Source organism: Mycolicibacterium komossense, from assembly GCF_025822605.1.
In the GTDB taxonomy this organism is placed as follows: Bacteria; Actinomycetota; Actinomycetes; order Mycobacteriales; family Mycobacteriaceae; genus Mycobacterium; species Mycobacterium komossense.
The window spans coordinates 180,234-206,150 of sequence record NZ_JACKTY010000031.1; the positions used below are offsets into that span (position 1 = coordinate 180,234).

The following is a 25,917-nucleotide window of genomic DNA, read 5'->3' on the forward strand; positions in this document are numbered from 1 at the left end:
TGCTCCTACGGATTTACAGGGGGATCAGGGGATGAGCAGGGTGCGCAGGGCGGCGCCGGATTCGAGGTTCTCGAACGCCGCGGCGGCCTCGGCGAGCGGGCGGCGTGCCCAGATCAGCGGGTCGAGTTTGAGCTGGCCGTCCATGTAGCGGTCGACCAGCGCGGGGATGTCGATCGAGGGCCGCACCGATCCGTAATTGGAGCCCAGGATGCGCTGGTCGGCTTCGGCCAGCACCAGGGGTTCGAAGGATGCCCGCGCGCCGGTCTTGGGCAGGCCCACCACGACGGCGGCGCCCCCGAGGCCCAGCATGCGGATCGCCTGTTCGGTGGTGCTGGTGTGCCCGATCGCGTCGAACGCGTAGTCCACGCCGTCGGGCAGGAGATCGAAGAGCAGTTCGACGGCGTCGTCGCGGGTGGCGTTGATGCGGTCGGTTGCACCGAATTGCACCGCGAGCGCGGTCTTGTCGGCGAGTACGTCGATCGCGATGATCCGTTCCGCACCGGCCAGCTTGGCGCCCTGTACGACGTTGAGGCCGACGCCGCCGCAGCCGATGACCGCGACCGTGGCACCCGGTTCGACGGCGGCGGTGTTGACCACGGCGCCGACACCGGTGGCCACCGCGCAGCCGACGACCGCGATCGCGTCCAGTGGGGCGTCGTCGCGCACCTTCACCGCGCCGGAGGCCGGCACCACGACCTCTTCGGCGAACGACGACACCCCCAGGTAGTGATGCAGCGTCTCGCCGTCCTTGGACAACCGCGACGTGCCGTCGAAGAGGACGCCCTTGGGTCCGACCTCGGTGGCGACCTTCTGGCAGCGCGCCTCGTGACCGGAGCGGCAGTACCGGCACTCACCGCACGGCGGCACCCAGGACAGCACCACGTGGTCCCCGACCGCCAGCGAGGTCACGCCTTCGCCGAGTTCGATCACCACACCGGACCCTTCGTGCCCCATCACCAGGGGTGCGGGTGCGTCCCAGTCTCCGCGCTTGACGTGCAGGTCCGAGTGGCACACGCCGGCGGCGGCGATCTTGACGCGGACCTCGCCGCGCTTCGGGCCCGCCAGATCGACGTCGGTGAATTCGATGGGCGTAGAGGAGTCTCGGAAGACGACGGCTTTCACACGGTTCCTTGGGTCGGGGGGCGATTCCGTCGAATGCTACGAAGCCGCATGCCGTCACGTCATTGCAAAAAAGTGGGACCAGGCCCACAGATTTCGACATTTCGTACAATCTCGGGATGGGCTACTCCGTGCGGTCGATCGGGGACTATCTGTCAGCCGAGCTGTTGCCGGGCACCGTCGAGGCCACCGCGCCCGTCGAAGGCGCAATACGGCTGAGCGAGTTTGTGATGGCTGTTTCCGCCCTGCACGCCACCCTGGTCGTGGGGACCCCGGCAGAGCTCCTCGAGGCATTGGCGGACACCGTGCGACGCCGGTCGCTAGCTGCCTGCGTGCTGGTGGTCGCGGGTGAGGAGGCCGACCACGACCTGCTCACAGCCCTGGACGAGGCCGCGATCACCGCGTTGTTCGTCCCGGGAGTGGATGCCGAGGTGGTGCACCCGCGCCTGGTCGCGCTGATCGCCACGGATCAGTCAGCCGAGGATCGCCGCGTCACCACCGGCACGAAAGTGCTGACGCAGGTGGCGCGCCGGGGCGGGGTGGTCGCCGTGGTGGCCGAACTGGCGCACCGGATCGACGGCTGGGTGGTGCTGCTCGATGCGCACGGCCAGATGATCACGACCGCGGGCTCTGGTGGTCTGCATGTGCGCGACGCCGTGGCGGTGGCGTTCAATCGCCCGGTGCGGGTGCGGCATCGCGGTCTGCAGGTGCATGCGGTCGGACAAGGCGAGGACATCAGCGCCCACCTGGTGATCAGCGCGCGCGGTTCGACAAGTCGCAGCCGTGATCTCGGATCACAGGCCGCCGCGCTGCTGGATCTGCTGCTGCGTACCCCCGACCACCCGGCGACCGAGCGACTGGGACGCGAGGTGATGCTGTCGACATTGTTGCGTGGCGGCCCCGAAGCGGCGGAACTGTTGCGGCGCTGGGGAGTTCACGCCGATTCGTTGACCGCGTTCGCTGTCGCCTCGCGCTCCCGCACGATCGACGCCGAGCGCCTGGCCATCCGCTGGCTCGACGAACTCGGCGCCGCCCATGTGCTTTCGGCATCCCAGGGGCGGGTGCTCGGATTCATCGCCGACGACGGTGCCCCCGAGTTGGCCACTATCGTCGAGGGGCTTGCCGGCGCGGGTCGGATGCCACTGCGGCTGGGCCTGGGATCGCCGAGCGAGCCGCAGTCGCTGGCGCGCTCGGCCGCCGAGGCCAAGCAGTCGCTCGAAATCGCACTCGTCGACGCCCAACCCGTCGTCTGGTACCAATCGCTGGCCACGGTGTCCTACGTCCTCGAACACCTCGACGACAGCGCCACGACGCGTATCGCCGCCGTGCTCGACCCCCTGCGCGAGCACGACGGCGCACACGGCACGCTGTTCGAGACCCTGCAGGTCTATCTCGCCGAACATGGCGCCTGGGGTGCCACGGCTTCCAAGCTCCGCGTGCACCGCCAGACGCTCACCACCCGCATCCGGCGCATCGAAGAGCTCACCGGATTGTCGATGACGAATCCTGACGACCGCACTGCGGCGTGGCTGGCCATCCGCACGCTCCAAAATCAGACCTGAGGCGCCGCCGTTGACAGCAAACCCGCAGGCGGACACGCCGCCAGGTGGCACAGTTCAGTTCTAGGGTCCAACGGGGCGGGCAATGCGGCTCGCCGGGCGAAGGGATCCCCACGGTGACGCACTCGAGCATCCAGTCGAATGGCATCGGCGAGCGGCCGGGAGCCGCATCCACCGCCGAGCCGACCGACCCGGTGACCGCCGACCGCTGGCAACGCCTGAAAAACGAATGGGGTCGGCGCCTGCAGCCCGGGGAGCAGTCGGTGGTGATCGCCTGGTCCTCTTTCACCGCCACCTTCGCCGGCGTGCGCGCGCTGACTCATTGGATCCACGACGGCCACGGTCCCTCCAGTGGCGGAATGTCGCTCGGCGGGCACCACTTCCACCACTACAACATCGGGATCGCCGGCTTGGCGGCCATCGGTGCAGTTGCATTGCGAGGTCACGAACGGCATCTGCGGCATCCGGTGACGGCGGCGGCCTACGGAACGGCGATAGCCCTGATCGTCGACGAGCTGGCCCTGCTCATCGATCTCAAAGATGTCTACTGGGCGCGCCAGGGCCGCACCAGTGTCGATGCCGCCATCATCCTCACCGCCGTCGGGGCGACCGTTGCCGCCGGGCTGCCGTTCTGGTCGCATGCCCGCGGGGCGCTGCGCGCGTAACCCACCAGGCCAATCGGCCGCGCGGGCGCTCCCCGACGGGGTGCCATTCGCCGGCTGCGCCGGTGTCCCGGCGGGGGCGACGTCGGCTACCAGACACCACATCGTCCAACCGTGCCCGATTCCTGGGCCGCCGCGCGTATCGTGCTGCGAGCGGCAACCCCGCAGGGGTGGAATCGTAGACATCCGTCGCGCCACCCGGCTCTCGAGAGCGACCGTCCGAAAGGCATCGTCGTGCAACAGATCGGCCCATCATCGTCACCTCAACTGTCACGGTCGCTCGGACTGTGGGCGATCGTCGGCCTCGGCCTGGGCTACATGACGCCCATGACGGTGTTCGACACGTTCGGAATCGTGTCGGGCGAGACCGACGGGGTCGTTCCGCTCGCGTACATCGTCGCGCTGGTCGCCATGGTGTTCACCGCGATCAGCTACGGCCGGATGACGCGGGTGTTCCCCTCGGCGGGTTCTGCTTTCACGTACGCCTCCGAGGTCATCCACCCCAACATCGGCTTCCTCGTGGGATGGTCATCACTGCTCGACTATCTGCTGCTGCCGATGGTCAACGCGGTGATCGGCCGGATCTACTTCGAGTCGTTCTTCCCCGACACCCCGTCGTGGATATTCGTCATCGTCTACGTCGCGATCGTCACCTTGCTCAACGCCTGGAGCATCAAGGGAACGTCGAGCATCAACGGAATTCTCGTCATCTTCCAGATCGTCCTGATCGGTGTGTTCGTCGTCCTGGCCTACATCGAGCTGACCAAGGGCGTGGGCCAGGGCACCGCCTTCACGCTGCAGCCGCTGTATCACGCAGGCGTGGACATGCAGGCGGTCATCGCCGGGGCCACCGTGGTGTGCTTCTCGTTCATCGGGTTCGACGCGATCACGATGTACAGCGAGGAAGCGAAGTCGCCCAACACCGTTCCCAAGGCGATCGTCCTGGCCCTGCTGATCGGCGGCGCGATCTTCCTGATCGGCGCCTGGTTCGCGCAGTCCGCCTTTCCCACGCTCGACGGCTTCGAGGTCACCGACGACACGCTTCCCGAACTCGCGCTGAAGGTCGGCGGCGCGTTCTTCAAGATCCTGTTCGTCTCGGCTGCGCTGGCCGCCATGTTCGCCTCGAGCCTGTCCTCCCATGCCAGCGTCTCCCGGATGATCTACGTGATGGCTCGCAATGGCACGGGCCGGATCCCGAAGTTCCTGTCCTACATCCATCCGAGATTCCTGACGCCGCTGCACGCCGTGCTGATCGTCGGTGCGGTGTCGCTGCTGGCGTTCCGGTTCACGCTCGAGTTCGTCTCGTCGATGATCAACTTCGGCGCGCTCATCGCCTTCACCGTCGTCAACCTGACCGTGCTGCTGTATTTCGCCGTGCGCCTGAAGAAGCGCCGGACGCCCGCGGAGATCTTCACCAACATCGTGCTACCGATCATCGGCATGTGCCTGACGGCGGTGCTGTGGCTCAACCTGCACTTCGATGCCCTTGCCTACGGTGCGATCTGGTTCGTCATCGGCCTCACGCTGCTGATCTACGTCACCCGTGGGTTGCGTAAGCCGCTGACGATGCGCATCGAGGAGGAGACACTCGCCGAGGAGGGGACACCGATTCCGCACATCAAGCACGGCGAAATCTGAGCGATCTCCGCTGGGGCGGTCTCAGAGGTGATCGTGTTCCTCGACAGGGGCCTGTTGACCGGCCGGTGACACTGCGTCGTCAGGCTCCTCCCCGGCAGGGCCGAACTTCGAGCCCGACCGCTTGAGGCGGCGCTCGAACAGTCGCTGCAACGGGGTGGCGACAAAGGTGGTGATGATCGTCATCAGCGCCAGGATCGTGTAGAGCTTGCCCGAGATCAGCCCGGCCTCGAATCCGATGTTGAGCAGGATGAGTTCCATCAGGCCACGGGCGTTGGCGAGCGCTCCCATCGAACCGGCCTCGTACCAACTCATGCCCTGCCAACGCGCGGCCAGCCCGATCGCACCGAACTTTGCGGCGAAGGAGACGACGAGCACGATGCCGGCCATCAGGAGAGTGCCCGGGTCCAGTATCAGGCTGAGCTGAGTGTTCAGCCCCGAATAGATGAAGAACGCGGGCAGCAGCAAGTAGGTGACCAGCGGTTCGAACCGCTCGCGGACCGCGTCGAGCAGCGCTCCGCGTGGCATGACAGCACCGGCCACGAAAGCACCGAAGACCGAATAGATTCCGACGACATCGGTGAACCAGCTCGCGGTCAACACCACCAGAAGAATGACGCTGGTGTGCGCGATCGGTAATCCGCCGGTGCGTTCGACATCGGCACGGGGCGGGTTCCACGTCTCCAGTCTTCCGAGCAGCGGACGGCCGACGTAGATCATGAACAGCAGGTAGCCCAGCCCGCCTCCGATGGCCAGCAGCGCGCCGAATGAACTTCCCTTGGCGGTCGCCACGACTGTCGCCAGGAGCACCCAGGAGCATGCGTCGTCGATGGCGGCGCAGGACAACGCCATCGTCCCCAGCCGGGTATCGAGCAGTCCGGAGTCACAGACGATCCACGCCAACATCGGGAACGCCGTGATCGCCACGGCCGCTGCAACGAAAAAGCCGCCCTGCCAATGCATGACCTTGTCCGTGAAGTACCCGCCGAGGCTGACCATCCACCATCCGACGAGCCCACCGAGGATCAACGGCACACCGATACCGGCCGCTGAGGTGACACCGGCTTGCCTGACGTGCGCGCCGAGGATGTCCAGCTTGAACGACGCTCCCACCAGAAACATGTAGAGCACGAGTCCGAGTTGGCCCACCACGTAGATGACCGTGAGGTTCGGATGCATGAACGTCTCGGCCCCGATGGTCAGCTTCGCGGGGAACAGCCAGTGCTGCGCAGCAGGCCAGATCCAGCCCAATACCGAAGGGCCGAGCAGAAACCCAGCCACCATGATGGCGACCACTTGCACTTGAGCCAGTCGGCGGAACACCGGCCACAACAGGCGATAGGTCAGGAGTATGACGGCGACCTGGAGGAAGAAGTGCGAGGCGATCGACAGAAGTGGGGGCATCAGCGTTTGTCCGACCAACGAAATACAGAGAGACAGGCCAGCAGACCGACGATGCTCCACGCAGTCAAGACCAGGAAGATGCGCCCGTGCTCCCAGCTGCCCGCGGGTTCGAATACGACCATCTGCTGCGGCAGCAGCACCGATCGAAATCCCTGAGCCATCCACTTGACGGGAAAGATCGATCCGACGATCAACATCCACGTCGGCAGCACCATCAGTGGCACGTAGGTACCCGAGAGGAACTGCAGGCCGACTGCGGGTCCGTTGGTGATGACGGCCGCCGACAGGGCGTTGCTGACCAGGTTGCTGACGAAGATGCCCAGCAGTGAACAGCTGACGATGCCCAGGATGAAGACCCACGCCAATGTGAACCAGCCGAATGCGTTGGCAGGGAGTTGAAGCCGGAAGACCAGCACGCCTACCAACAGGAGGATGACGGCCTCGGCGAAACTCGCGATGGCAACCAGCATGATCTTGCCGACGAAGTACGACGACGCCGTCGTCGGCGTCCCGCGCAATCGCCTCAGGGCGCCCGTTTCGCGGTCGGCGGCAATCCCGATGCCGAGGTTGACGAACGAGGTCGAGAGGATTCCGTAGGCGAGCATGCTCGCTGCGATCACAGCGCCGGTACTGGTATTCGTGCCGGGCAGTTTCGCCGTGAAGATCGAGCCCAACAGAAGGCAGATCACGGCAGGCATCGAGAAGGTCAGGGCCAGCTGTTCGGGACGTCGGTAGAACATCTTCAACTCGGGCACGACGCGGGACAACCCGATACGCAGCGGGGACGGCAGAGCCGCCCACGATTCGTCCATGCGGTGTCGAGGGTTGAGGGTGTTCTCCGCAGACTCAATCGCCATCACGCCAGCCCGACCAGGCGCAGATAGGCATCTTCCAGTGTGGGGCGCGTGACGGTGAGCGCAGCCAGTTCCGCACCATTCGCCGACCGCTGCCGGATCAGCTCGGTGGGACGGTCGGTCTGCTCCACATGGAGCTGGTCTCCCTCCATCCAGCGCACCGTCGCGGCCGTGTTCACGTATGCGGTCAATCGCGCCGGCGAGTCCACTGCGGCAAGCCGTCCCGCGGCGATCACCGCGACGCGGTCGGCCAGCGCGGCGGCCTCCTCCAGGTAGTGAGTGGTGAGCAGGATGGTGGTCCCGTCGTCTGCCAGCACCCTGATGAGGTCCCAGAACTGTCTTCTCGCTTCAGGATCGAAACCCGTTGTGGGTTCGTCCAGGAACAGCAGTTCGGGTCTTGCGATGATGCCCAGGGCGACGTCGAGCCGGCGGCGCTGTCCCCCGGAGAGCGTCCTTACCCTCGAACCAGAACTCGTGGCGAGTCCGACGAGTTCCAGAAGCTCCTCGGGGCCGCGGGCCTGGCCGTAGCACTTGGCGAACATGCGAGCGGTTTCCAGCACCGTGAGCATCCCGAAGTCACTCGTCTCCTGCAGCACGATGCCGATCTTGGCGCGCCAGCTGCGCCCTGCAGTCCCGGGGTCCTCGCCCAGGACGCGCACCTGCCCGGCATCGCGCCGCCGGTGACCTTCCAGAATTTCGATGGTCGTCGACTTGCCCGCCCCATTCGGACCGAGGATCGCGAAGATCTCCCCGTAGCCGACATCGAGATCCAGGTCCCGGACCGCGTGTAGGTGGCCATAGGACTTCGACAATCCACGGACGCTGATGGCAGGCGTCACGACTGTGCCTCTCCCGCTTGCGGTTCGGCCTCCGCCTCCAGCTCCGCCAGCAACGCTCGCAGGTCGTCATCGGAGAGCTCGTCCATCAGCCGGTCCACGCCTCCGTCCTCGACAGCCGGCGGCTGTGGCGAGGATTCGTCGGCCGCCGCAGGCACGGCACCGTGGATCACGTGGAGCTCGGCGAGCACGCGGTCGGCCACCGAGTTCACGCTGACGCCTCTGAGGATCTCCAGGACTGGGAGGTCGATCGAGAACACCATGTTGATCCTGACCCGGAAATCCATTGCTATCATGGAATCCAGGCCGATGTCCTCCAAGATGTCATCCGGCTCGAAATCATCGACAGCACAGTCGAAGACAGCGGCAACGATGCGCTTTACGTGATCCGCGATGACGGCGGGCCGGTCGCCTTCCGGGGTCTGCGCCAAGACGGAGAGTATCGAGCCATCGGAATCGGCCTGTGCAGAGGTTGTTTCGGATCTGTCGAGATCCGAGAACATCGACGGTAGCCGTCCGCCGAATCCTGCCTGGCGCGCTCGGCTCCAGTCGGCGCTGATGGCGACAACGCTGGGCGTCTTCTGGTTGATGAGTCGGTCGAGGATACGCGCGCCCACCGCGGGCGTGATCAACTCGATGCCCCGCTGGGCGTAGATATTCTCCAACTTGAGCTCTTCGACCATCCCCACCGACCACGGTCCCCACCCGATGGTGAGCGCCGGGAGGCCCTGCGCCACGCGGTAGTGCGCGAAGGCATCGAGGAAGGCGTTCGCAGCGGCATAGCTACCCTGGCCCGGCGACGCGATGGTGGACCCCGCTGATCCGAACATGACAAAGAACTCGAGGTCGTGATCTTTGAAGGTGTCGTGCAACACCTGGGTGCCCATCACCTTGGGCGCCATCACCTTGGCGAAGTCGTCTTCACTCATGTTGACGAGAAGTTGGTCATTGACCGATCCTGCAGCGTGGATGATTCCGCGGACCGGCCTGCCGCCCTCCTCCATGTGGTTGCGCAGCCAGCCGGACACCTGCTCGCTGTCGGCGACATCGATACTGACGGTCGCGATCTGGACACCGAGTCGTTCGATCGCACGGATCGCGGCGACAGTGGCGAAGTGGGGATCGTCGCCGGTCAGCTCCGGCCAGTGACGTCTCGACGGGGTGGCGCTTCGGTTCATCAGCGTGATGTGGCGCGCTCCCCGTTCCGCAAGATAGGTGGCCACCACGCGGCCGAGCGCTCCTGCTCCGCCGGTGACGACGTAGGTCGCATCGGGGCTCAGCTTGGTGGGAAAGGGTTTCGTCAGGCCGTCGCATGGGCGTAGCCGCGGGACGTAGGTGGTTTGGCCGCGGATCGCGACCTGATCTTCGGACAGATCACCGAGAAGGTGCTCGCAGATGCGGCTGGCGGTCTCGGCATGGTCAAGGGCGGTGTCGGCGTCGATGTCGATCAGGCCACCCCAGTTCTCGGAGAACTCCTGGTGACCGATGACCCGTCCCAGACCCCAGAGCGCAGCCTGGTCGACAGCACGCACCGGGGCACCGGGTGCCGGTTGCGCGTTGGCGGTGATCAGATGCAGCCGGACCTTGGCGCCGCCTCGCTCGGCGAGGGCTTTGACCAGACGCAGTGTGGAGAACGTGCCCAGCTGATGGCACTCGTCGACGGAGAGGCCGCTGCCGATATCGAGTGGCCAGCAGTTGACGACGCGGTCGAGGTCAGCGTCATCGCCCAGGCTCGCGAACAGCTCGCTCACTTGCTCAGGGTGCCCGGCGCGATGCTCGACCGTGCGGACGTGATGACCGCGACGACCGAGTTCCGCGGCGAGGGCTGCGCCGACGCCGGAGCGGTCCGCGAGAATGAGCCAGGACGAACCGGCGGCCATGCTCTCATGGCCGTCACGCGTCTCGCTTTCAGCGGTTGTCCACTGAATATTCAGCAGTCCCTTGTCGATACGTTCGGGCGACAGGCGCGACGAAGCGCTCAGTGACTGAACGGAGAAGCCGTCGACAACGGCGAGCGCCTTGCCTGCCAGATCGGTGATGGTGATATCGCACTCGACCTCTTCGCGAGTCGCGGACAGGACACGAACATGAACCCTCATGTGCTCTTCGGGCGCGCCGTAGACCGCACAGTGCCGTATCCGGGTCGGCAGGAACGGGTCCTCGCTCTCTTCCTGCCCGAGAAACGGGGCGCCGAAAAGGGTTTGAAAGGCGCCGTCGATGAGCGCCGGATGGAACCGGAAATCACCGAGGCCGCCGACAATCACCGGTGGAGCGGTGATCTCGGCGACAGCCCAGTTCTCCCCCGCCGTCACGCTGCGAACGGACCGAAATGCGTCGCCGTAGTCGAACCCGATGGAATTGGTCCGGATGTAGAAATCCTCGCCGCTGATCGAGGTGACCGGCTCGGCGGTATCCGAGGGATAGTGCGGGTGCGGTGCGGTCGGGAGGACGTTGAGCTCGGCTGTCGCGGTGATCGTCCATCGGGAATCCCCATCGGCTGTGACGGTGAACGCCGCGAACTCCAGTGTGCCGTCGTCCTGGTTGAGCGTGGTCCGCAGGATCGGGTCGCAGGTGTCGTCGAGAATCACGGCGCGGTGCAGCACAAGGTTGTCCACCGCAAGGTTTGACCCGTAAATGGCGTTGGCTGCCGCCAGCGCCATTTCGATGTATACCGCCCCGGGTACTACGACGCTTCCCTGTACTCGGTGATCGGCGAGAAATTGGTTGAAGACGATGCTCAGTTCGGCTTCCCAGGTGGGGTGTAAGGCCGCCACCGATTGGCCCAGAAGGGGATGGACCGGTCGGTAGAACAGTGCTTCTGACGCCTCGTCGGTCTCATTCCAGAAACGTTTCGTCTGCCACGGATAGGAAGGCAGCTTGGTGAGTCGACCACCGTCATCGGGGTTCACGGCATTCCACGCAACCTGACAGCCGATGCCATGTAGTGCACCAACGCAGCTGAGCAGCTCGCGAGCATCATCATGACTTCGGCGCTGCGTCGCCAGCACCGAAACCCGCTGTTGCCCTGCAGTTTCAATGATCGATGGAGCCAGCACAGGATGGGGACCCAGCTCGACGAAGTGGATGTAGCCGTCTTCCAGCATTCGGCGGATCGCCGGTTCGAAGAGCACGGTCGCACGCGTGTTCTGCCACCAGTAGGCGGCGCCGGCGTGGTAGCGCTCGAGCTGCTCGCCGGTCACCGTCGAATACAGTGGCAACGTAGCCGCTTTCGACGACAGACCGTCGAAAGCGCTGAGGAGGTCGTCCTTCACCGCATCCATGTAATGGGTGTGATAGGGCACCTTCACGGAAAGGTGCCGGTTGAAGATCCCGGCCTCGTCCAACTGCCTGGCCACATCGTCGAGGACGTCGCCGTCGCCGGCGAGGGTGACCGCTGAGGGACTGTTGATCGCCGCGACCGATATCCGCCGACCGAGCTCGTCGTGCGCGGACCCCTCGAGCGTTCGCATCAAGGTCTCCGAGTCAAGGCCGACGGCGAGCATCCGGCCCTGCCCAGTGGTGCGCTGCTGGAGTCGGCTTCGGTGATAGATGACCTCGACTGCCTGTTCGAAGGTCAGCAGACCGGCCAGATGATGAGCGGCCACTTCTCCTGCGCTGTGGCCGATTACCGCATCCGGACTTATCCCGAACGCGGCCAGCTGTTCGGCCAGTGCAATCTGGATGGCGAAATTGGCCGGCTGCGCGATCTCGGTGTCGGCCATGCGCGAATCGGTCTCGTCACGTCGAAGCTCCTCGATGAGAGACCATCCCGCGTGCCGGGACAGCTCCCGATCGGTGCGCAGAATGCTGGCCGTGAAAGCCGGGAAGACGTCGAGGAGCCCCCGACACATCCTCCACCACTGTGGACCCATCCCGGTGCAGACGAATACCAGCTTCGGCGCCGTGGAATCCGTCCGCCCGGTGGAGATCTGCCCGCCATCGGCGAGCGCCTGAAGTTGTTCTCGCGCACTGCCGATGCTGTCGGCGATCACGGCGTGCCGATAGTTCAGATGAGAACGCCGCCGACCGAGCGTGTAGCCCAGATCCGACAGCGTGATATCAGGATGACGGGCCAGATGCTCGGCCAGCCGACCGGCCGTCGCGAGCAATGCTTCCTCGCTGCGGGCCGAGATCGGCAGGACGGTCGGCAGCAGCCGCGAGGCATGCTCCGCCGCCGGTACAGAAGTCGGGGCGGGCGGCGCCGCGAGCACCGCATGGGCGTTGGTACCGCCGAATCCGAACGAGTTCACCCCGACGACGCGCCGCGGATAGTCCGGAAATGGCCGCCCTGTTCCCGGCACATCGAGCTTGAGGTCGGCCAGTGACACGTGTCGGGTTGGGGTCCGAAGATGCAGGTTCGCCGGGATGTACCCGTGCTTGGCCACCAACGCCGCTTTGATCAGTCCGGCCACGCCGGCGCCGGCTTCAAGGTGGCCGATATTGGTCTTGATCGACCCGATCACAAGCGGGTTCGCCGCAGATCGGTCCAACGTCAGGGCGCTGGCGAGCGCCCGCATCTCGATGGGATCGCCAACGGGCGTTCCCGTTCCGTGCGCTTCCACATATCCGACTTCGTTCGCGTCGACACCGGCTCGCCGCAAGGCAGCCCTGATGGCAGCCTCCTGCGCTTCCTCGCGCGGCACTGTGATGCCGTCGGTGTGGCCGTCCTGCGATACCGCGGTGCCGAGGATCTGCGCGTAGATGTCGTCGCCGTCGTCGAGCGCCTGCTGAAGCGGTTTGATGACGACGATCGCACCGCCTTCTCCGCGCGCATAACCGTCCGCGGAGTCATCGAATGCCTTCGACCGACCTTCCGGGCTGAGGAATCCGCTTTTCGACTCCGCGATTGCGGTGTTGGGGCCGATCATGATGTTCACCCCGCCGGCCAATGCCAGATCACACTCGCCGTTCCAAATACTTTGTGCTGCAAGATGTACCGCGACAAGCGAGCCGGAACACGCCGTGTCGACCGTCATGCTGGGTCCGCGGAAGTCGAAGGCGTGCGAGATCCGGTTGGCCAGCATCGTCATCATCATCCCGGTGGCGGAATGGGACTTGAAGCGGTAGCGACTGGTGCGACCGAGATTCTGCAGCAACTGATAGTCGAGAGTGAACCCGCCGATGAACACACCGACGTCGGCACCGGCCAGGTCATCGGCAGGTATTCCGCTGTCTTCCAACGCCTCCCACGTGGCGTGCAGAAGGAGTCGCTGCTGCGGGTCGAGCGAGTGCGCCTCGCGTGGTGACATACCGAAGAACTGAGGGTCGAATTGGTCTATTTCGCGCAGGAATCCACCGCGACGGGTGACGATCTTGCCGACCTTGGCCGGATTCGGATCGTGATATCGCGCAGCGTTCCACCGGGTCGCGGGGACGATGGAAGTGGCGTCCGTCTCGCTGCACAGCAGGTTCCACAGACCCGCTGCGGAGTCGGCACCGCCAGGAAGACGGCACCCGATTCCGACGATCGCCAACGGCTCATGAGCGCCGCGTTCACTGAACACAGTCAACTCGACTGCAGCACCAGTGAGGTGGCGACGATCCAGGCACTGCTGACCGGATTGCTCGCCTGTTCCCGGCGGTAGGTCGATCGCAGCTCATGCAGAAGCGAATCCCGTTGCCACGCCTGTACCTGCCTCATCGCATCGTCGTCGCCGAACATCGCCGATTTGTCCGCAAGAACGGTTTCGATCAGCTGCCCTGCGAGTTGACGGAGCAGCAGTGAGTTCACATCGAACTGTTCGACGAAGTTCGGGCTGGTGCCCATCATCGCGGTGTGCAACGCCACCATGAAGTTCAGCGGCGCGTACAAATCCACGAATGGGACTGTGGAGGTACCGCTTTCCACTGCGGCCCACTCCCGGAAGAATCGTTGAACACGATTGCTCAGTGCGATGAGCCCGTCGAGATGCGGAACGATGCTTGGGTCGTCGGCGACGCTCACGAACCGGCCGTTCATATAGAGCAAACCGACGAAGCCCCAATAGAACGCGACATCCCAGATGATCTTCGCCGACATCACGGTCGGCGTGCCCATCAGTGTGTACTGATCCTGATAGATGGCCAGCCACATCTCCGTGAGGGACCGGAAGAGCGAATCACTGATCTGGGCTCGCCCGACGATGTCCTCACCGCCCAGTTCGCGGACGATCATATCGGTGATCAGACCGTTGCCGATCGCCACCAGATCCAGCCCCGACGAATACAGCGGATCCAGGAATACCCCGGCGTCGCCCGTCAGGCACCAGCGGTCGCGGCCGTCGAAAACCTTTGTCGCACCATGGCTGTACTTCTTCATGACCCGGAAGTCCCTGATCAAGTCGGCGTCCTCGGCCAGCACCGCGGCGCACTGGGGCTCGTGTTCGCGCAGCCACGCTCTGGCCTTGGTGAGCGTGTTGAAGTCGTCGAAACTGTGGAACGCCGGGTCGGCGACGATACCCACGCTGGTGGCTCCGGAGGCGAGTCTGATGAGCCAGACCCAATACCCTTCGCCCATCAGGTGATTGGTCGACATTGCCCGGTCGCCCTCGGTGAGGCGACCCTGCCAGTCTGGATCGTCGCTCCATCGACCGACGTCGATCTCCGTCGCGATACGAAACCAGGCCGCGTTGCAGTGGTGCTCGTTGGCCTGTCTCAGTTCCAACTGCCGAGGCAAGACACGGTTACGCCCCGACGCGTCGACCACCCACCGTGCCGTGGTCTGTGTGACCACGTCGCCGTGCTGAAAGGCGATCGTGTGCGGACGGTTCTCGGCGCCGAATTCCACTGACCGCACTCGGCCGAGGGCGATGTCCACCCCCTCGGCCACGCAGCGCCGGTGGAGTTCGTTCTCCAACCGGCCGCGGTCGATTTGGTAGGTCACCTGCGGGACGAACGAGGAGCTTCCCAGCTCCATCCGTTGCGCGATATCGGTGTTCTGGTCGTGGGAGAAGAACATTCGCAAGCCCATCTTGCGGATGTGAGAGGTGCTGAGGTGATCGCCAAGGCCAAGGCGATCGCGTAGGTAGTGCGCCGATACCTCGACCGTCGATTCGCCGACCGTGTGGGTGATCTCCGGCACCGGGTGGGCGCGGGACTCGATCACCAGGATGCGCGTGGTCGGACGCTCGCGCCGAATCTCCAGTGCCAGTGTCAGGGCCGCGACTCCTCCTCCCACGATGCTGACGTCATGATCGGCCACTGACTCATCGGCGTTCGAAAGACGTGATCTGATCCGTTGCGCGAGAACCTCTCGCGCCTCCCGACTCAACTGCGACAGCTGCACTCGCTCGTCCACGCGTCACCTTTCCCTCGAGTCTTGTCGACGACGACTACCCAAGAATCGATCGCCACGGACCTCGGGTGCGAAGACGAGCGGCCGGAGCCACTCGTCACCTCACGTATGTTCAGCCGTCGGAACATCGGGGCCCCGGCGAAGGACATTTTCAGCGAATCACACCCGTGGCGCGGGAGCACCACCGAACTGATTACCGATTTCTGACGTCCTCGTCAGGGAAGCGCTACGACGCCCCGCCCGGTCCGATCCGGCTGTCCCTCCACACAACGCCGGGCGGGTCGATCGATCGACCCGCCCGGCGTTGTCGGCTGTTTACGTTGTCGGCTACTTGGTTGTCGGCTACTTGAAGGTGTCCTTGATGTTCTCGCCCACCTTCTTGATGCCCGAGATACCTTGGTCCTTTTTGCCTTCGGCCTTCAAATCGTCATTACCGGTGGCCTCACCGACCACCTCTTTCGCCTTGCCGATCGCGTCTTCTGCGGCGTTCTTGGCCTTATCGACAATTCCCATGGTTCTACCTTTCTGATGAGTTGTATTCCGCTGTGTATCAGAGGAATACGTGCGCTGGCGCGGATGCCAGCGGCACCGTTCGCGGAGGGTGTCAATTCACCCTGGATGTCCCCTTCGGGACCCGTGCCGTGCGCAACAGGACGCGGTTGGTGAAAGCGACGCCGTCGAGCGCTTGGGCCAGGTCCCGCTGTACGGCCTTCACCCCCGTGGCGGCAGCGGACAGGCTGCCGGCGCCGGGCTCGATCTTCAGCTCGAGTTCGACGATCCGTTGACCGCGATCGATCAACGACGTGCCCGTGGCCGCAGCGATCAGCGGGTGACTTCCGAGTTCCGCTGCTGCCGCGGCGGCAACGGTGTTCACATCGACGCTCAGCTGACCGGTCGCACCCGATCCGGGCAACGACATACTGCCCAGCGTCTGGCCGGGTCGGTGACTGTACAACCAGCGCAACCCGACCAGGATCAGGGCAATCGCCGCGGCGCCGAGAGCAAGGGGCCACCATGGCGACGCCGCGGCGGCCGCCGACCATGGGATCCTCAGTGCGCCACCGCGCGGGACAGGCAGGTCGCCGCGCTCCCAGGCAGCCGCGGCGACGCCGAGCGCGATGAGAGCGCTGCCGACGACAGCGCAGCCCAGACGATCGACGATCACGATGCCGCGCCTCATGACGGTCCCTGTTCCTTGACGCGGACCCGCACGCGTGGCGGCCGGGCCAGTTCGGTCAGCGCATCGTCGACGGCGGTCCGGACGGTGTCTTTCAACGCGGTGGTGTCGTACCCGGCCAGCGGGGTGACAGCGAGGGTGATGGTGCGCGCCGATCCCGCAGCGGTGACAGTGGAGACGCCGGTGATGGCCCGAGCGGCGCTGCGAGCCAGTTGGACGATGTCGCGCCGCCGGATCCAGGTGGCAGGGACCCGAAGTGCCAGATGGGTGCGGCGCCGGGGTTTGACGGCAACGAACACCACCGAGATCCCGAGTACCGCCGTGGCCAAACCGGCAGGCAGCATCCAGGTTTGGGCCGTCAGCCCGTGGAGAAAATTCAACGCAGCGGCGATCCAGGCTGATCCCGAGATGGCGCCGATCGCGATCAGTGCGTCGCGGGCGGCGACTATCCCCAGTGCGATCAATGCCAGCGCCAGCACCACCGCGACGCCGGTCGCCGCCGGCGCGGCGAGCGGGGGTTTGGCCGCGGCTCTGGCCGCGGGCGTGATGACAGGCGTGCTCATCGGACTCTCCTGTGGGCTGTTGGATCATCGAGCGGGATGCAGTGCACCTCGACGTCGACGCGAGTCACCGTCAACCCGGTGTCATCGCGTATCTGCTGCGTCACCACGTCCCGGACCGATCTGGCCAGCGCGGCGACCGGAGTCGGCCACTGCGCGGCGACCGTCAACGTCACGACGACTTGTCCGGCATCGACCTCCACGCGAGCCCGCGGCAGATCGCTGGAGGTGATGCGGCTCAGTCCGGTCGCCTGATGTCGATCGGATACCGTCGCCGCGGCGGCGCGGGCAATGGTCTCGACTGCCCCGTCGCGGATGTCGAGTCGACCGCGCTGCTCCGGGGGCGGCAGGACCTCGACCAGATCACTCACGTCGACGTCCGAGGCTGATATTGGTGAAGTCGAGCTCGCCGTCCCGATAGGCGCCGGCCGCCCATCCGAGCAGCCCCAGAACGACCGCCAGCAGGAAGCCGGTGAAGCCGCCCGCAGCAGTGGCGATGGCGATCAGCAGCCCGGCCAGCAGGCCGAGGGTGGAACTGGTCATGATGGGTCTCCGTGTCCGTGAAACGTTGCGATGTGTTTGGGCAAAAGATCTGAGTCAGCGGCGGCGCACGACGTCCTCGACGGTGACGTGCACCGGCCCGGCAACCAGCGGCGCAACCGCGTCGCGCACCGCCTCCGCAGTGGGCCGCAGTGGGTAGCCGAACAGCAGGCTGACGTGGATCTCGGTGCCGCGGTCGCCGAATCGGATGCCGGGGACGCGGCGCCCCGGCAGGTAGGTCGCCGCCTCACCGAACATGCCGCCATGCAACTCGGCCACCCCGTCCACGGCGGAGACCGCCGCAGCGACGGTGTCAGCGAGGTCCGGCCTGGTCCCGACCTGCTCGGAGTCGGTCACTGCACCCGTGCGGTGCTGGTGGCGACCTCGTCCTCGTCGTCGGCGAGGTACACGTCGTGGACGGTGATGTTGACCTCGGTGACTTCCAGGCCGGTCATCCGCTCGACCGCGGTGATGACATTGCGACGCACCCCAGCCGCGAGGTCAGCGATGGATACGCCGTAGTCGGCGACCAGATCGATGTCGACGGCGGCTTGGCGCTCTCCTACCTCGACCGACACACCCTGAGCCTGATTGACAGTGCCGCCGGGGATGCGTTCACGCAACGCACCGATGGCACGGCTCGCGCTACCGCCGACGTCATGGACGCCCTGGACCTCACGAGTGGCGATACCGGCAATCTTGGAAACCACGGCATCGGCGATCGTGGTGCGTCCGTCAGAACCGACGAGGTCGGTGTTGCGGGTGGCCAACTGCTTTCCGCCGCTGTCCCTGCTGGTCGTCGGCTGCGGAGCGGTCTGGGGGGTGGTCATGATCGAGTCCTTTCTGTTCATGCTGCTCGGTACTTTCGCTTCATTAGTCGAAGCTCAACGCGAAACGAGCACCCCTCTGCGCTGTGAGCTAGGCGACACCGGACCCATCCGACCCGCCACCGGTGGCGAAGATGAGAATGTGAGGACGAAGCCGCCGCCAGCGGAGGACGGGCCAGCACCGCCGCCTCGGAAGCTATTGACGCATAAGACAATTCCACATGATCGGCCGAATCCCAGGTGAAGCTGGACGGCCACGACGAAGCATCCGCCAGCTACGAGAGCGCAAGCTTCGGCGCCGAATTCATCGCCGCCTCCGACCGCGAGCTCATCAACGCCGCGGCAGTGGGCGAGCGAGATGCCTTCGAGGCAATCGTGCTGCGATACGGGCCGGAGATGTTGCGCTACGCCCGCAACATGCTCTCCGACAACGGGGCCGCCGAGGAGGTGACCCAGGATGCCTTCGTCGCCGCGTGGAAAGGTTTGGACACCTTCCGGGGCGACTCGTCACTGCGCACCTGGCTGTTCACCCTGGTCTCCCATAAGGTCGTCGACCATCGGCGGCGCCGCAGTGTCACCCCCACCCAGGACTGGATTCTTGACACCACCCCCGCTCCGGTCACCGACGATCCCGAGGTCCGGATCAGCAACACCGATTTCCTGGCAGAGCTGAACGCGGCCATGGCAGAACTGCCTTACCGTCAGCGTGCTGCGTGGTTACTACGCGAAGTGGACGGGATGACGCACACCGAAATTGGGCGCATCCTGTTGATCACCCCCAGTGCTGTGCGTGGGCACTTGGTGCGGGCCAGAGCAACCCTGAGCGAAAGGATGGCGGCATGGCGATGAGAGCCGATGACTCCGACCCGGTGCTGGCCCGCGCTGCCCGGAGCCTCAAAGACCAGCCGATGGACGCGAGTTGGATAGACATCAGCGACTCGATCATCTCCAGAATTCGGGCAACCACTCGCCGATCCTGGCCGATTGACGCTGAATACCCTACGGCTGCAGTCGAAACCGAAAGAAAGACCGACACCCTTCGGATCAGCGACCACGTCGTACGAAGTACCCTCCGGCGCGCGCTGGCCGGCGTGCACGGAGCCGAACCCACCACCATCGATCTGTATCTGGACGATCACACCTGCACGGGTGCTTATATCGACATCGTCGGGGTCTACGGCGACGATCTTCAAGCCGTCGGTGATGAACTCGCAGCCATCGTGCTCAACACCCTGGCCGATGTTCTGGGCCCCGTGCGCCCACTCACCCGCACCGACATCGATGTCCACGTGCACGATATCGATGATGCCGGTACGACTGCGGGGTGACCGGCCGCCGACTCCGGGCAACACCTCGGCCGGGCTCACTCTCGGCACCATCCAGGACGGAGAAAACAAGACAAACGGCGCGCAGTGTGCAGACAATAGCCACTCAACCAAAAGCCACTCAATGCCTCAAGGCCTCAACGAAACCGAAAGCAGCCGGTGTGCCCTTGCCTCCGATTCTCGTACGTGCGAGAAAGAGCTCTGGCGCGCTTATCGTCGGTCTGGCGGTCCTGGGAGTGTCCGCCTGCGGGCGGGACACCCTGATCGCGGGCGAGGCTACCGCCGATCCCGTTTCTCTCGCAGGCGTCCACAGCTCACTCAACGGTACGGGGGATGTGCCCGTGACGCTGGAGTCGGCCACTGCGGCGGCACAAGCCGACATCGATCGCTACAGCGCCGGCGACTTCGGCTTTGTGTGGGAACACATGACGAAGGACGTCCGCGAGGCGATGACCAAAGAGGACTTCGTCACGTACTACCGCACCTGCAAGAGCATCGGCCCGAAGCTGGTGGTCACCGGAACGGCGCTGGCCGATGACCGAGCCACCGTCGCGATTGCCGGTCCGCACACCACCGGCTACCGGGTGATGGCCTATCAGGACGGTCAGTGGAACATGGCGCCGACCGACACCTTCGCCAAACACCTCGGACAGCCGGTGCGACAGCTGATCGAGGAAGAGACCCGAAGCGGCCTCTGCAGTCACTGATCCCCAGCGACGACCTGGACGCGCCCGCGCGGATACGGCAGGTCGATGTCGTGCGCGTCGTAGGCACGGTGAATTTCGCGCCGAAGCCGGCGCTGCACAGCCCACTGTGCGTTCGGCCGCGTCTTGATGGTCATCCGTAGCTTGACCAGATCCGGCGACCACTCCTGCACGCCGAGCATCTTGGGCTCACCGAGGACCTTCTCCGCCAGCGCCGGATCATCCTCGAGCGCAGCCTCGGCGGCATCGATCGCGACCTGCTCCGCCCGTTCGACATCGGCGGTCAATCCGACAGGCACCTCGATACGTGCCACGGCGTAGCCCTGGCTCATGTTCCCCACCCGGGCGATCTCACCGTTACGGACGTACCAGAGCGTGCCGTCGATATCCCGGAGCGTCGTGATGCGCAGGCCGACACTTTGCACCTCGCCCGTCGCCTCCCCGAGGTCGATGGTGTCACCCACCCCGTATTGGTCCTCCAGCAGCATGAAGACACCCGAGACGAAATCGCGCACCAGATTCTGCGCGCCGAATCCGATCGCCAGGCCGATCACGCCTGCGGATGCGATGAACGGCGCGATGTTCACTCCGAGGACGTTGAGCACTGCCAGGGCCAGCCAGACCAGCAGCACGATCGACACCGTGGACTTCAGGACCGAGCCGATGGTCTGCGCGCGCTGCAGCCGGCGTTCGGCCGTCTTCTGATCGATGGCACTCGGTATGCGCCCGCGCAGCTGGCGCATCAGCGTGGGCTTGCTCTTTACCTGGTCATCGCCCTTACCCCGCTGTCCGCTGGCCCGATCGATCATCCGGTGCAGGATGCAGCGCAGGATCAAGGCGACGACAACGTAAATAACCACCCGCACCGGAACTTCGATGAGCCAATGCCGGTTGGTGTCGGTCCATTCGAAAGCCATAGTGCGTACATCCATGACTTCGACCGTAACGCGTCACCGGTGTCCGCAGGCAAATCCGCTTCAATGGCAACCTCTTTCGCGACTCGACGTTTTGACGCCACAGAAGCCCGGTCGGCATCGCGGGATCAGAGTGGAATAGGAGCCTCGGACGCGACGTTGAGCCGGCGACGGTGAAGGACACCGAACGGAGGGCGATTCATGAGAATTGGCATCATCGGGGCGGGTCAAATCGGTGGCACATTGGTGCGCCGATTCCGCGCACTCCGACACGACGTCACCTTTTCCAACTCGCGTTCTCCTCAGACGCTCAGCGACCTCGCGAACGAAACCGGTGCGACGGCTGTGTGGGCCAAGGACGCTGCAACCGATGCCGACCTCGTCATCGTGAGCATTCCGCAGAAGAATGTTCCCGACCTTGTCGAGGGGATCGTCGCCGCGCGTAAGCCGGGTGCCCCGGTCATCGAGACCAACAACTACTACCCGCAGCAGCGCGACGGGGAGATCGCAGCGATCGAGGACGGTCAGCTTGAGAGCGAGTGGGTCGCAGAGCAGATCGGCGCACCGGTGTACAAGGTGTTCAACGGAATATGGTGGAAGCATCTACTCGAAAGCGGGACGCCCAGCGGTACTCCGGGACGCATCGCTCTCCCGATTGCCGGCGAGAACGGACCCGGCCGGGTATTGATCCACGAAATTGTCGATCAGCTCGGGTTCGAGCCTGTCGATGCTGGTCCGATTTCCGAATCCTGGCGTCAGCAGCCCGGTACGCCGGTATACGGCAAGGACTTCGATGCGGAGACCACCCTCAAGGCGCTGGCCGAGGCGACGCGCGAGCGTACGTCCGAATGGAGCGCGCGCTAAACATCGGGCACCAAACGGTGCAGAGCGTCGTCGACGCTGATTCGTCGGTACGTCTCGCGTATCACGCGTCCCTGCTTGAGCGCGGCCCGACGCGACCGGGCCAGCTCGAGGCCGTGCTCCGCTTCACCGGCGCGCTGCATCACACGATGAGCCCACTCACGTTGCAGGAGAACAGGATCCGTAGAGCCTTCGCGGTCGAAATCGGGGGCTGAGACCGTCGCGCGCAGCCTCTCCGGGTCGAGCGCGTCGCGGGGGTTGGTCTCGGCCGCAGGACGGACCCCGGAGATCGCAATGCTGGGCTGCTCGACCTGACCCGTCGCCGAGTAGGCGAACGCACTCTGGATCCGATCGCGTGCTGCAGCGGGCTCCTTGTACTCGTGCTCAACCGCTATCGCCGGCCCGTCCGGGACCGCGAGTCGAGTGATCGCACGGTCGTTGATCGCGTCGAGCACCACCCGGGGGTCAGCGTCGACAAAGACCTCCTTGCGCGCCGGCCAGAAGTCGAAAAGGCTGAAGTCACCGTGGCGGCCGCCGACATGGAACACGTAGATCTCGGGATAGATCGCCAGATCATTGGGCTCGGCGATACCCGGTCCGCGGCCGGCCCGGCGCTGCGGCCGCGCGTCATAGAACGCCACGATGGCAGCCTGGATCAGATAGCTGGCCCCGATCGCACCGTACGGCTCATGCACGACGATGCCGAACCTGTCGTAGTGCTGCCAGTCCGGAAACACCGACGTCAAATCGGCGGGTTCACCGTCGACCTCCGCTGCGAAGTCTCTGGCGCGCAGTTGGAGGGCGGTGTGCATGACTATCTCCTGTTACGTCTCACGGTTGGTGCCGAGATCGAGTATCCATCGTCATGCCACAGTTGATGACAACGTGGGCCTGCGCCCGCTGTTGTCCTGGTGGGTCCTTGACCGCATACCACCGCGACTTCACCGCTGGGGCTCTCCCGAATATCTTGAGCACCAACATCGTTCCGTCCCGTCATGGCATCGGGCATCGGGCATGACCGCTCGGCGACATGCTTGGCCGTCAACATCGCGGTGATGGGAGCGTTGTTCAACGAAGGCACACGTCGGCCACCGAGCGGACAGGATCGTGAGGTAGCCCCTCCCCATCGGCAATCAGGGATTCCAGTCCACTATGACTGGCCCCCAACGTATTCCGTGACATTCGTCCTCAAGCCGGCACCGGGGCCTCTTCGTAGTACCGCGCGGTCGTGGTCCAGCAGGCCACCGAGGTCCTGGCGACGCTCGGCGTCCCACGCAGATACCTGCAGAGCACGAACAGCACTCACGGTTCTCCTATCGTCAGCACCGTCCTGCTCGTCCAGGGGCTACATCAGACGGTTCACCTAACAAGCCGGACGGTGAACATTTCCGAAAAATCGGCAGTTACGTCAATTTTTCTGTGGAGAACCTTAAAGTCTCCGCTAGCCGCCGCAGCAAACGGACTGGCGGGGCACCGAACACGGAAGACGGGGACGAGTGGCGGCCGATAGGCAATCAACGAAGATGTGCGCGTTAGGACACCCGAAGAACGAGCTGGATCTGCAGCGCGTGCAACCGTACCTATGGCTCGGCGCGTGCGCGATCACGCTCGGAGTCGGAGCGGCTCTGGCCGGCGGGGCTGGGACCGCCCACGCCGACACCGGCGGTTCGTCTGCCAGTGGTGCGAGCGCCGATTCGGGCCGATCGTCGGCCGGCCACCCCGGCACGTCATCGGGTAAAGCTGCCAAACATCGCAGCCTCGACTCGAGCATCGGCACCGCTAGCCACGCCAGCACGAGCGCGGACAACGTCACCCTCGCCGATACCGGCGTCAGCACTCACGTCGCCGGCACAACAGCCGGCACCACCAGCTCGACCAGGGCTACTTCCGGCGCCCGCAGCAAGCAGGTAACAGCCGCGGCCACGCCAACGACCACCGGCACCCAGAGCTCCACCCCGGCAGCCACCACACCGACCGTCCTCACCGACCTTGAGGCCGGGGTTCAGCAGATCCAGCTGCAAGCCCAGATTGCGGTCGAGGCGCTGCTCGGCGCGCTCAACGAACCTTCTTTGACGCTGACCGGGCGCCCGTTGCTCGGCAACGGCACAAACGGGATCACCAACGCGCAAGGCGTTGGTACTGCCGGTGGCGCCGGAGGGTGGCTGTTCGGTAACGGAGGGACCGGCGGGACCAGCACCGCCGCCGGAGTGGTCGGCGGTGCTGGCGGCGACGCCGGGCTATTCGGCTTCGGCGGCACCGGCGGCGTGGGCGGAGCGGGCGCAGCCGGCGGCGCCGGTGGAACCGGCGGATGGCTGTTCGGCAACGGCGGCACCGGCGGTGCCGGCGGCACGCAGGGCATCGGTGGGACCGGCGGCAACGCAGTGTTGCTCGGCTTCGGCGGGACTGGCGGTGTGGGCGGATGGGGCAGCGCCGGCGGAACCGGCGGAACCGGCGGATGGCTGTTCGGCAACGGCGGCACCGGCGGTGCCGGCGGCCCGCTCGCGATCGGCGGAACCGGCGGCAACGCTCGACTGTTCGGATTCGGTGGGGCCGGCGGTGTCGGAGGTGAACTCGCCCAGGGCGGCGTGGGCGGAACCGGTGGAATGTGGCTCGGCGCGGGCGGCTCAGGAGGGGCCGGCGGAGTCCTCGGCACCGGCGGTGCCGGCGGATATGGCGGCTTGGTGGGTTGGCGAGGTGCCACTGGCTCGGCAGGCGGGCCGCCCACGATCACGCTGACCTACTCGCCCTCCGTCAACTACACGACCGTCGGTGTTTCGGTTGGCGGTGGACCCGTCGTTCAGGTCGAAGTCGACACCGGTTCATACGGTTTCGTCATCCCCATCACGCAGGTCAATGCTGCCAATATCGGGCAACCCACCGGTGAGACGGGGTTGATCGAATACGGCGACTGGGGCCGGTTCTACTACACCGTCTACAACACTCCGGTTGATTTCGGCAATGGAATCATCACCGCCCCCACCAACATCGGTGTCATCGACCGCGTATCGGAATCGACCGACAACGGCCAAACTTGGCACGACGTACCACAATCCGAGTGGTCTGAGGCTAAGTACGCGGCCGCGATCAACCCGACCATGGGTGTCGGCGCGTTTACCGCCCAGGGCGGCATCTCCAGCCCCGTCAAAGCGCTGCCCGGTGTTCTCGGTCAAGGGCTGTTGTTCAACGCAGGTGGGAGCCAGCTGACATTCGGGCCCAACACGGGAACTCCGGTCACCTCGGTTCCCGCCTGGTGGTACACGACGCTCGCCGTCCAGGTCAGCTACAACGGTGAGCAGACGCCAATCCAGGTGTTGGAAAACGACGCGACGATCGACAGCGGAGGCAACGGCGGCGGCGTTCCACTAGCCAACCTGCCGTCGAACCTGTCCAATTTGGCTGTGAATGACTATCTGCCGGTGGGAACGGTCATTTCGTTCTATACCGCCGGTGGCACGCTGTTATTCACCACACAGGTGACTCAGGCGGATTACGACGCCGGCAATGTCCCGATAGTCATCGACGCGAACCTGGGCGCCAACACCGGTATCGCGCCCTTCCTGCAGGGCCCGATCTACTTCTCGTACACCCCAGCCGACGGTGGGACGGCAACCTGGAACTACTCACCGATCCCGCTGACCTCAGCGCAACTGGCGGTCTAGCGGGATGG

Annotated in this window: 23 protein-coding genes; 8 read left to right on the forward strand and 15 right to left on the reverse strand. The window is 65.1% G+C overall.

Going from position 1 to position 25,917, the window contains the following annotated elements; genetic code table 11:
* Positions 1-24 precede the first annotated feature (24 nt).
* A complete protein-coding gene (locus H7J73_RS18715) occupies positions 25-1,122 on the reverse strand; it encodes an alcohol dehydrogenase catalytic domain-containing protein (RefSeq protein WP_264069060.1) in 1,098 nt (365 codons plus the stop codon).
* 116 nt (positions 1,123-1,238) lie between these two features.
* Between H7J73_RS18715 and H7J73_RS18720 the strand changes: the two genes are divergently transcribed.
* The 3 genes from H7J73_RS18720 (at position 1,239) to H7J73_RS18730 (ending at position 4,978) form a co-directional block, all read left to right on the forward strand.
* A complete protein-coding gene (locus tag H7J73_RS18720; RefSeq protein WP_264069062.1) occupies positions 1,239-2,681 on the forward strand; it encodes a PucR family transcriptional regulator in 1,443 nt (480 codons plus the stop codon).
* A 113-nt stretch (positions 2,682-2,794) separates the two neighbouring features.
* Positions 2,795-3,343, forward strand: coding sequence for a hypothetical protein (locus tag H7J73_RS18725; protein ID WP_435405528.1), 549 nt, complete (start codon positions 2,795-2,797; stop codon positions 3,341-3,343).
* A gap of 111 nt (positions 3,344-3,454) precedes the next feature.
* Complete coding sequence (locus H7J73_RS18730) at positions 3,455-4,978, forward strand: APC family permease (RefSeq protein ID WP_264069063.1); 1,524 nt, start codon at positions 3,455-3,457, stop codon at positions 4,976-4,978.
* A gap of 21 nt (positions 4,979-4,999) precedes the next feature.
* Here the strand turns inward: H7J73_RS18730 and H7J73_RS18735 are convergent, their stop codons facing one another.
* From H7J73_RS18735 to H7J73_RS18790, 12 genes are all read right to left on the reverse strand, one after another.
* A complete protein-coding gene (locus H7J73_RS18735; RefSeq protein ID WP_264069065.1) occupies positions 5,000-6,379 on the reverse strand; it encodes a cation:proton antiporter in 1,380 nt (459 codons plus the stop codon).
* Positions 6,379-7,236: an ABC transporter permease gene (locus H7J73_RS18740; protein ID WP_264069066.1), complete on the reverse strand. Its 858-nt coding sequence runs from the start codon at positions 7,234-7,236 to the stop codon at positions 6,379-6,381. Before H7J73_RS18740 ends, H7J73_RS18735 begins: the two co-directional genes overlap by 1 nt.
* Complete coding sequence (locus H7J73_RS18745; protein WP_264069067.1) at positions 7,236-8,072, reverse strand: ABC transporter ATP-binding protein; 837 nt, start codon at positions 8,070-8,072, stop codon at positions 7,236-7,238. Before H7J73_RS18745 ends, H7J73_RS18740 begins: the two co-directional genes overlap by 1 nt.
* Entirely contained in the window at positions 8,069-13,573 is a 5,505-nt protein-coding gene (locus H7J73_RS18750) for a type I polyketide synthase (RefSeq protein ID WP_264069291.1), read from the reverse strand. Before H7J73_RS18750 ends, H7J73_RS18745 begins: the two co-directional genes overlap by 4 nt.
* Before the next feature lie 2 nt (positions 13,574-13,575).
* Positions 13,576-15,345 carry an NAD(P)/FAD-dependent oxidoreductase gene (locus H7J73_RS18755; protein WP_264069068.1) on the reverse strand — a complete coding sequence of 590 codons (1,770 nt, stop codon included), beginning with the start codon at positions 15,343-15,345 and terminating at the stop codon, positions 13,576-13,578.
* A gap of 339 nt (positions 15,346-15,684) precedes the next feature.
* Positions 15,685-15,855, reverse strand: a complete 171-nt coding sequence (locus H7J73_RS18760) for a CsbD family protein (RefSeq protein ID WP_264069070.1) — start codon at positions 15,853-15,855, stop codon at positions 15,685-15,687.
* Between the two features lie 91 nt (positions 15,856-15,946).
* Positions 15,947-16,522: a hypothetical protein gene (locus H7J73_RS18765; protein WP_264069071.1), complete on the reverse strand. Its 576-nt coding sequence runs from the start codon at positions 16,520-16,522 to the stop codon at positions 15,947-15,949.
* Positions 16,519-17,082, reverse strand: a complete 564-nt coding sequence (locus tag H7J73_RS18770) for a DUF6286 domain-containing protein (RefSeq protein ID WP_264069072.1) — start codon at positions 17,080-17,082, stop codon at positions 16,519-16,521. Before H7J73_RS18770 ends, H7J73_RS18765 begins: the two co-directional genes overlap by 4 nt.
* Positions 17,079-17,450, reverse strand: coding sequence for an Asp23/Gls24 family envelope stress response protein (locus H7J73_RS18775; RefSeq protein WP_264069073.1), 372 nt, complete (start codon positions 17,448-17,450; stop codon positions 17,079-17,081). The genes H7J73_RS18770 and H7J73_RS18775 overlap by 4 nt, the downstream gene beginning before the upstream one ends.
* Positions 17,443-17,622, reverse strand: a complete 180-nt coding sequence (locus tag H7J73_RS18780) for a hypothetical protein (protein WP_264069074.1) — start codon at positions 17,620-17,622, stop codon at positions 17,443-17,445. Before H7J73_RS18780 ends, H7J73_RS18775 begins: the two co-directional genes overlap by 8 nt.
* Before the next feature lie 54 nt (positions 17,623-17,676).
* The gene (locus tag H7J73_RS18785; RefSeq protein WP_264069075.1) at positions 17,677-17,976 is read right to left on the reverse strand and encodes an Asp23/Gls24 family envelope stress response protein; all 300 of its coding nucleotides are present in this window, start codon (positions 17,974-17,976) and stop codon (positions 17,677-17,679) included.
* Entirely contained in the window at positions 17,973-18,449 is a 477-nt protein-coding gene (locus tag H7J73_RS18790) for an Asp23/Gls24 family envelope stress response protein (protein WP_264069076.1), read from the reverse strand. The genes H7J73_RS18785 and H7J73_RS18790 overlap by 4 nt, the downstream gene beginning before the upstream one ends.
* 237 nt (positions 18,450-18,686) lie before the next feature.
* Here H7J73_RS18790 and H7J73_RS18795 point away from each other — a divergent pair, with 237 nt between their 5' ends.
* The 3 genes from H7J73_RS18795 (at position 18,687) to H7J73_RS18805 (ending at position 20,478) form a co-directional block, all read left to right on the forward strand.
* Positions 18,687-19,295, forward strand: a complete 609-nt coding sequence (locus H7J73_RS18795) for an RNA polymerase sigma factor (RefSeq protein ID WP_264069077.1) — start codon at positions 18,687-18,689, stop codon at positions 19,293-19,295.
* Positions 19,286-19,774, forward strand: a complete 489-nt coding sequence (locus H7J73_RS18800; RefSeq protein WP_264069078.1) for a hypothetical protein — start codon at positions 19,286-19,288, stop codon at positions 19,772-19,774. Before H7J73_RS18795 ends, H7J73_RS18800 begins: the two co-directional genes overlap by 10 nt.
* Positions 19,775-20,112: 338 nt before the next feature.
* Complete coding sequence (locus H7J73_RS18805; protein ID WP_264069079.1) at positions 20,113-20,478, forward strand: hypothetical protein; 366 nt, start codon at positions 20,113-20,115, stop codon at positions 20,476-20,478.
* Here H7J73_RS18805 and H7J73_RS18810 read toward each other — a convergent pair.
* Positions 20,472-21,407 carry a mechanosensitive ion channel family protein gene (locus H7J73_RS18810; protein WP_264069080.1) on the reverse strand — a complete coding sequence of 312 codons (936 nt, stop codon included), beginning with the start codon at positions 21,405-21,407 and terminating at the stop codon, positions 20,472-20,474. The genes H7J73_RS18805 and H7J73_RS18810 overlap by 7 nt on opposite strands.
* A 183-nt stretch (positions 21,408-21,590) precedes the next feature.
* Between H7J73_RS18810 and H7J73_RS18815 the strand changes: the two genes are divergently transcribed.
* The gene (locus tag H7J73_RS18815; RefSeq protein WP_264069081.1) at positions 21,591-22,253 is read left to right on the forward strand and encodes an NADPH-dependent F420 reductase; all 663 of its coding nucleotides are present in this window, start codon (positions 21,591-21,593) and stop codon (positions 22,251-22,253) included.
* Here H7J73_RS18815 and H7J73_RS18820 read toward each other — a convergent pair.
* Complete coding sequence (locus tag H7J73_RS18820; RefSeq protein WP_264069082.1) at positions 22,250-23,062, reverse strand: hypothetical protein; 813 nt, start codon at positions 23,060-23,062, stop codon at positions 22,250-22,252. The genes H7J73_RS18815 and H7J73_RS18820 overlap by 4 nt on opposite strands.
* Before the next feature lie 711 nt (positions 23,063-23,773).
* Here H7J73_RS18820 and H7J73_RS18825 point away from each other — a divergent pair.
* Positions 23,774-25,909 carry a PecA family PE domain-processing aspartic protease gene (locus H7J73_RS18825; protein ID WP_264069083.1) on the forward strand — a complete coding sequence of 712 codons (2,136 nt, stop codon included), beginning with the start codon at positions 23,774-23,776 and terminating at the stop codon, positions 25,907-25,909.
* Positions 25,910-25,917 lie beyond the last annotated feature (8 nt).

Excerpts from the sequence above, each read along its gene's own strand:
- H7J73_RS18790 (WP_264069076.1), bottom strand. The coding sequence starts at position 18,449 with ATGACCACCCCCCAGACCGCTCCGCAGCCGACGACCAGCAGGGACAGC.
- H7J73_RS18815 (WP_264069081.1), top strand. The coding sequence starts at position 21,591 with ATGAGAATTGGCATCATCGGGGCGGGTCAAATCGGTGGCACATTGGTG.
- H7J73_RS18820 (WP_264069082.1), bottom strand. The coding sequence starts at position 23,062 with ATGCACACCGCCCTCCAACTGCGCGCCAGAGACTTCGCAGCGGAGGTC.
- H7J73_RS18810 (WP_264069080.1), bottom strand. The coding sequence starts at position 21,407 with ATGGATGTACGCACTATGGCTTTCGAATGGACCGACACCAACCGGCAT.
- H7J73_RS18760 (WP_264069070.1), bottom strand. The coding sequence starts at position 15,855 with ATGGGAATTGTCGATAAGGCCAAGAACGCCGCAGAAGACGCGATCGGC.
- H7J73_RS18770 (WP_264069072.1), bottom strand. The coding sequence starts at position 17,082 with ATGAGCACGCCTGTCATCACGCCCGCGGCCAGAGCCGCGGCCAAACCC.
- H7J73_RS18800 (WP_264069078.1), top strand. The coding sequence starts at position 19,286 with ATGGCGATGAGAGCCGATGACTCCGACCCGGTGCTGGCCCGCGCTGCC.
- H7J73_RS18735 (WP_264069065.1), bottom strand. The coding sequence starts at position 6,379 with ATGCCCCCACTTCTGTCGATCGCCTCGCACTTCTTCCTCCAGGTCGCC.
- H7J73_RS18765 (WP_264069071.1), bottom strand. The coding sequence starts at position 16,522 with ATGAGGCGCGGCATCGTGATCGTCGATCGTCTGGGCTGCGCTGTCGTC.
- H7J73_RS18825 (WP_264069083.1), top strand. The coding sequence starts at position 23,774 with ATGTGCGCGTTAGGACACCCGAAGAACGAGCTGGATCTGCAGCGCGTG.
- H7J73_RS18740 (WP_264069066.1), bottom strand. The coding sequence starts at position 7,236 with ATGGCGATTGAGTCTGCGGAGAACACCCTCAACCCTCGACACCGCATG.
- H7J73_RS18780 (WP_264069074.1), bottom strand. The coding sequence starts at position 17,622 with ATGACCAGTTCCACCCTCGGCCTGCTGGCCGGGCTGCTGATCGCCATC.
- H7J73_RS18720 (WP_264069062.1), top strand. The coding sequence starts at position 1,239 with ATGGGCTACTCCGTGCGGTCGATCGGGGACTATCTGTCAGCCGAGCTG.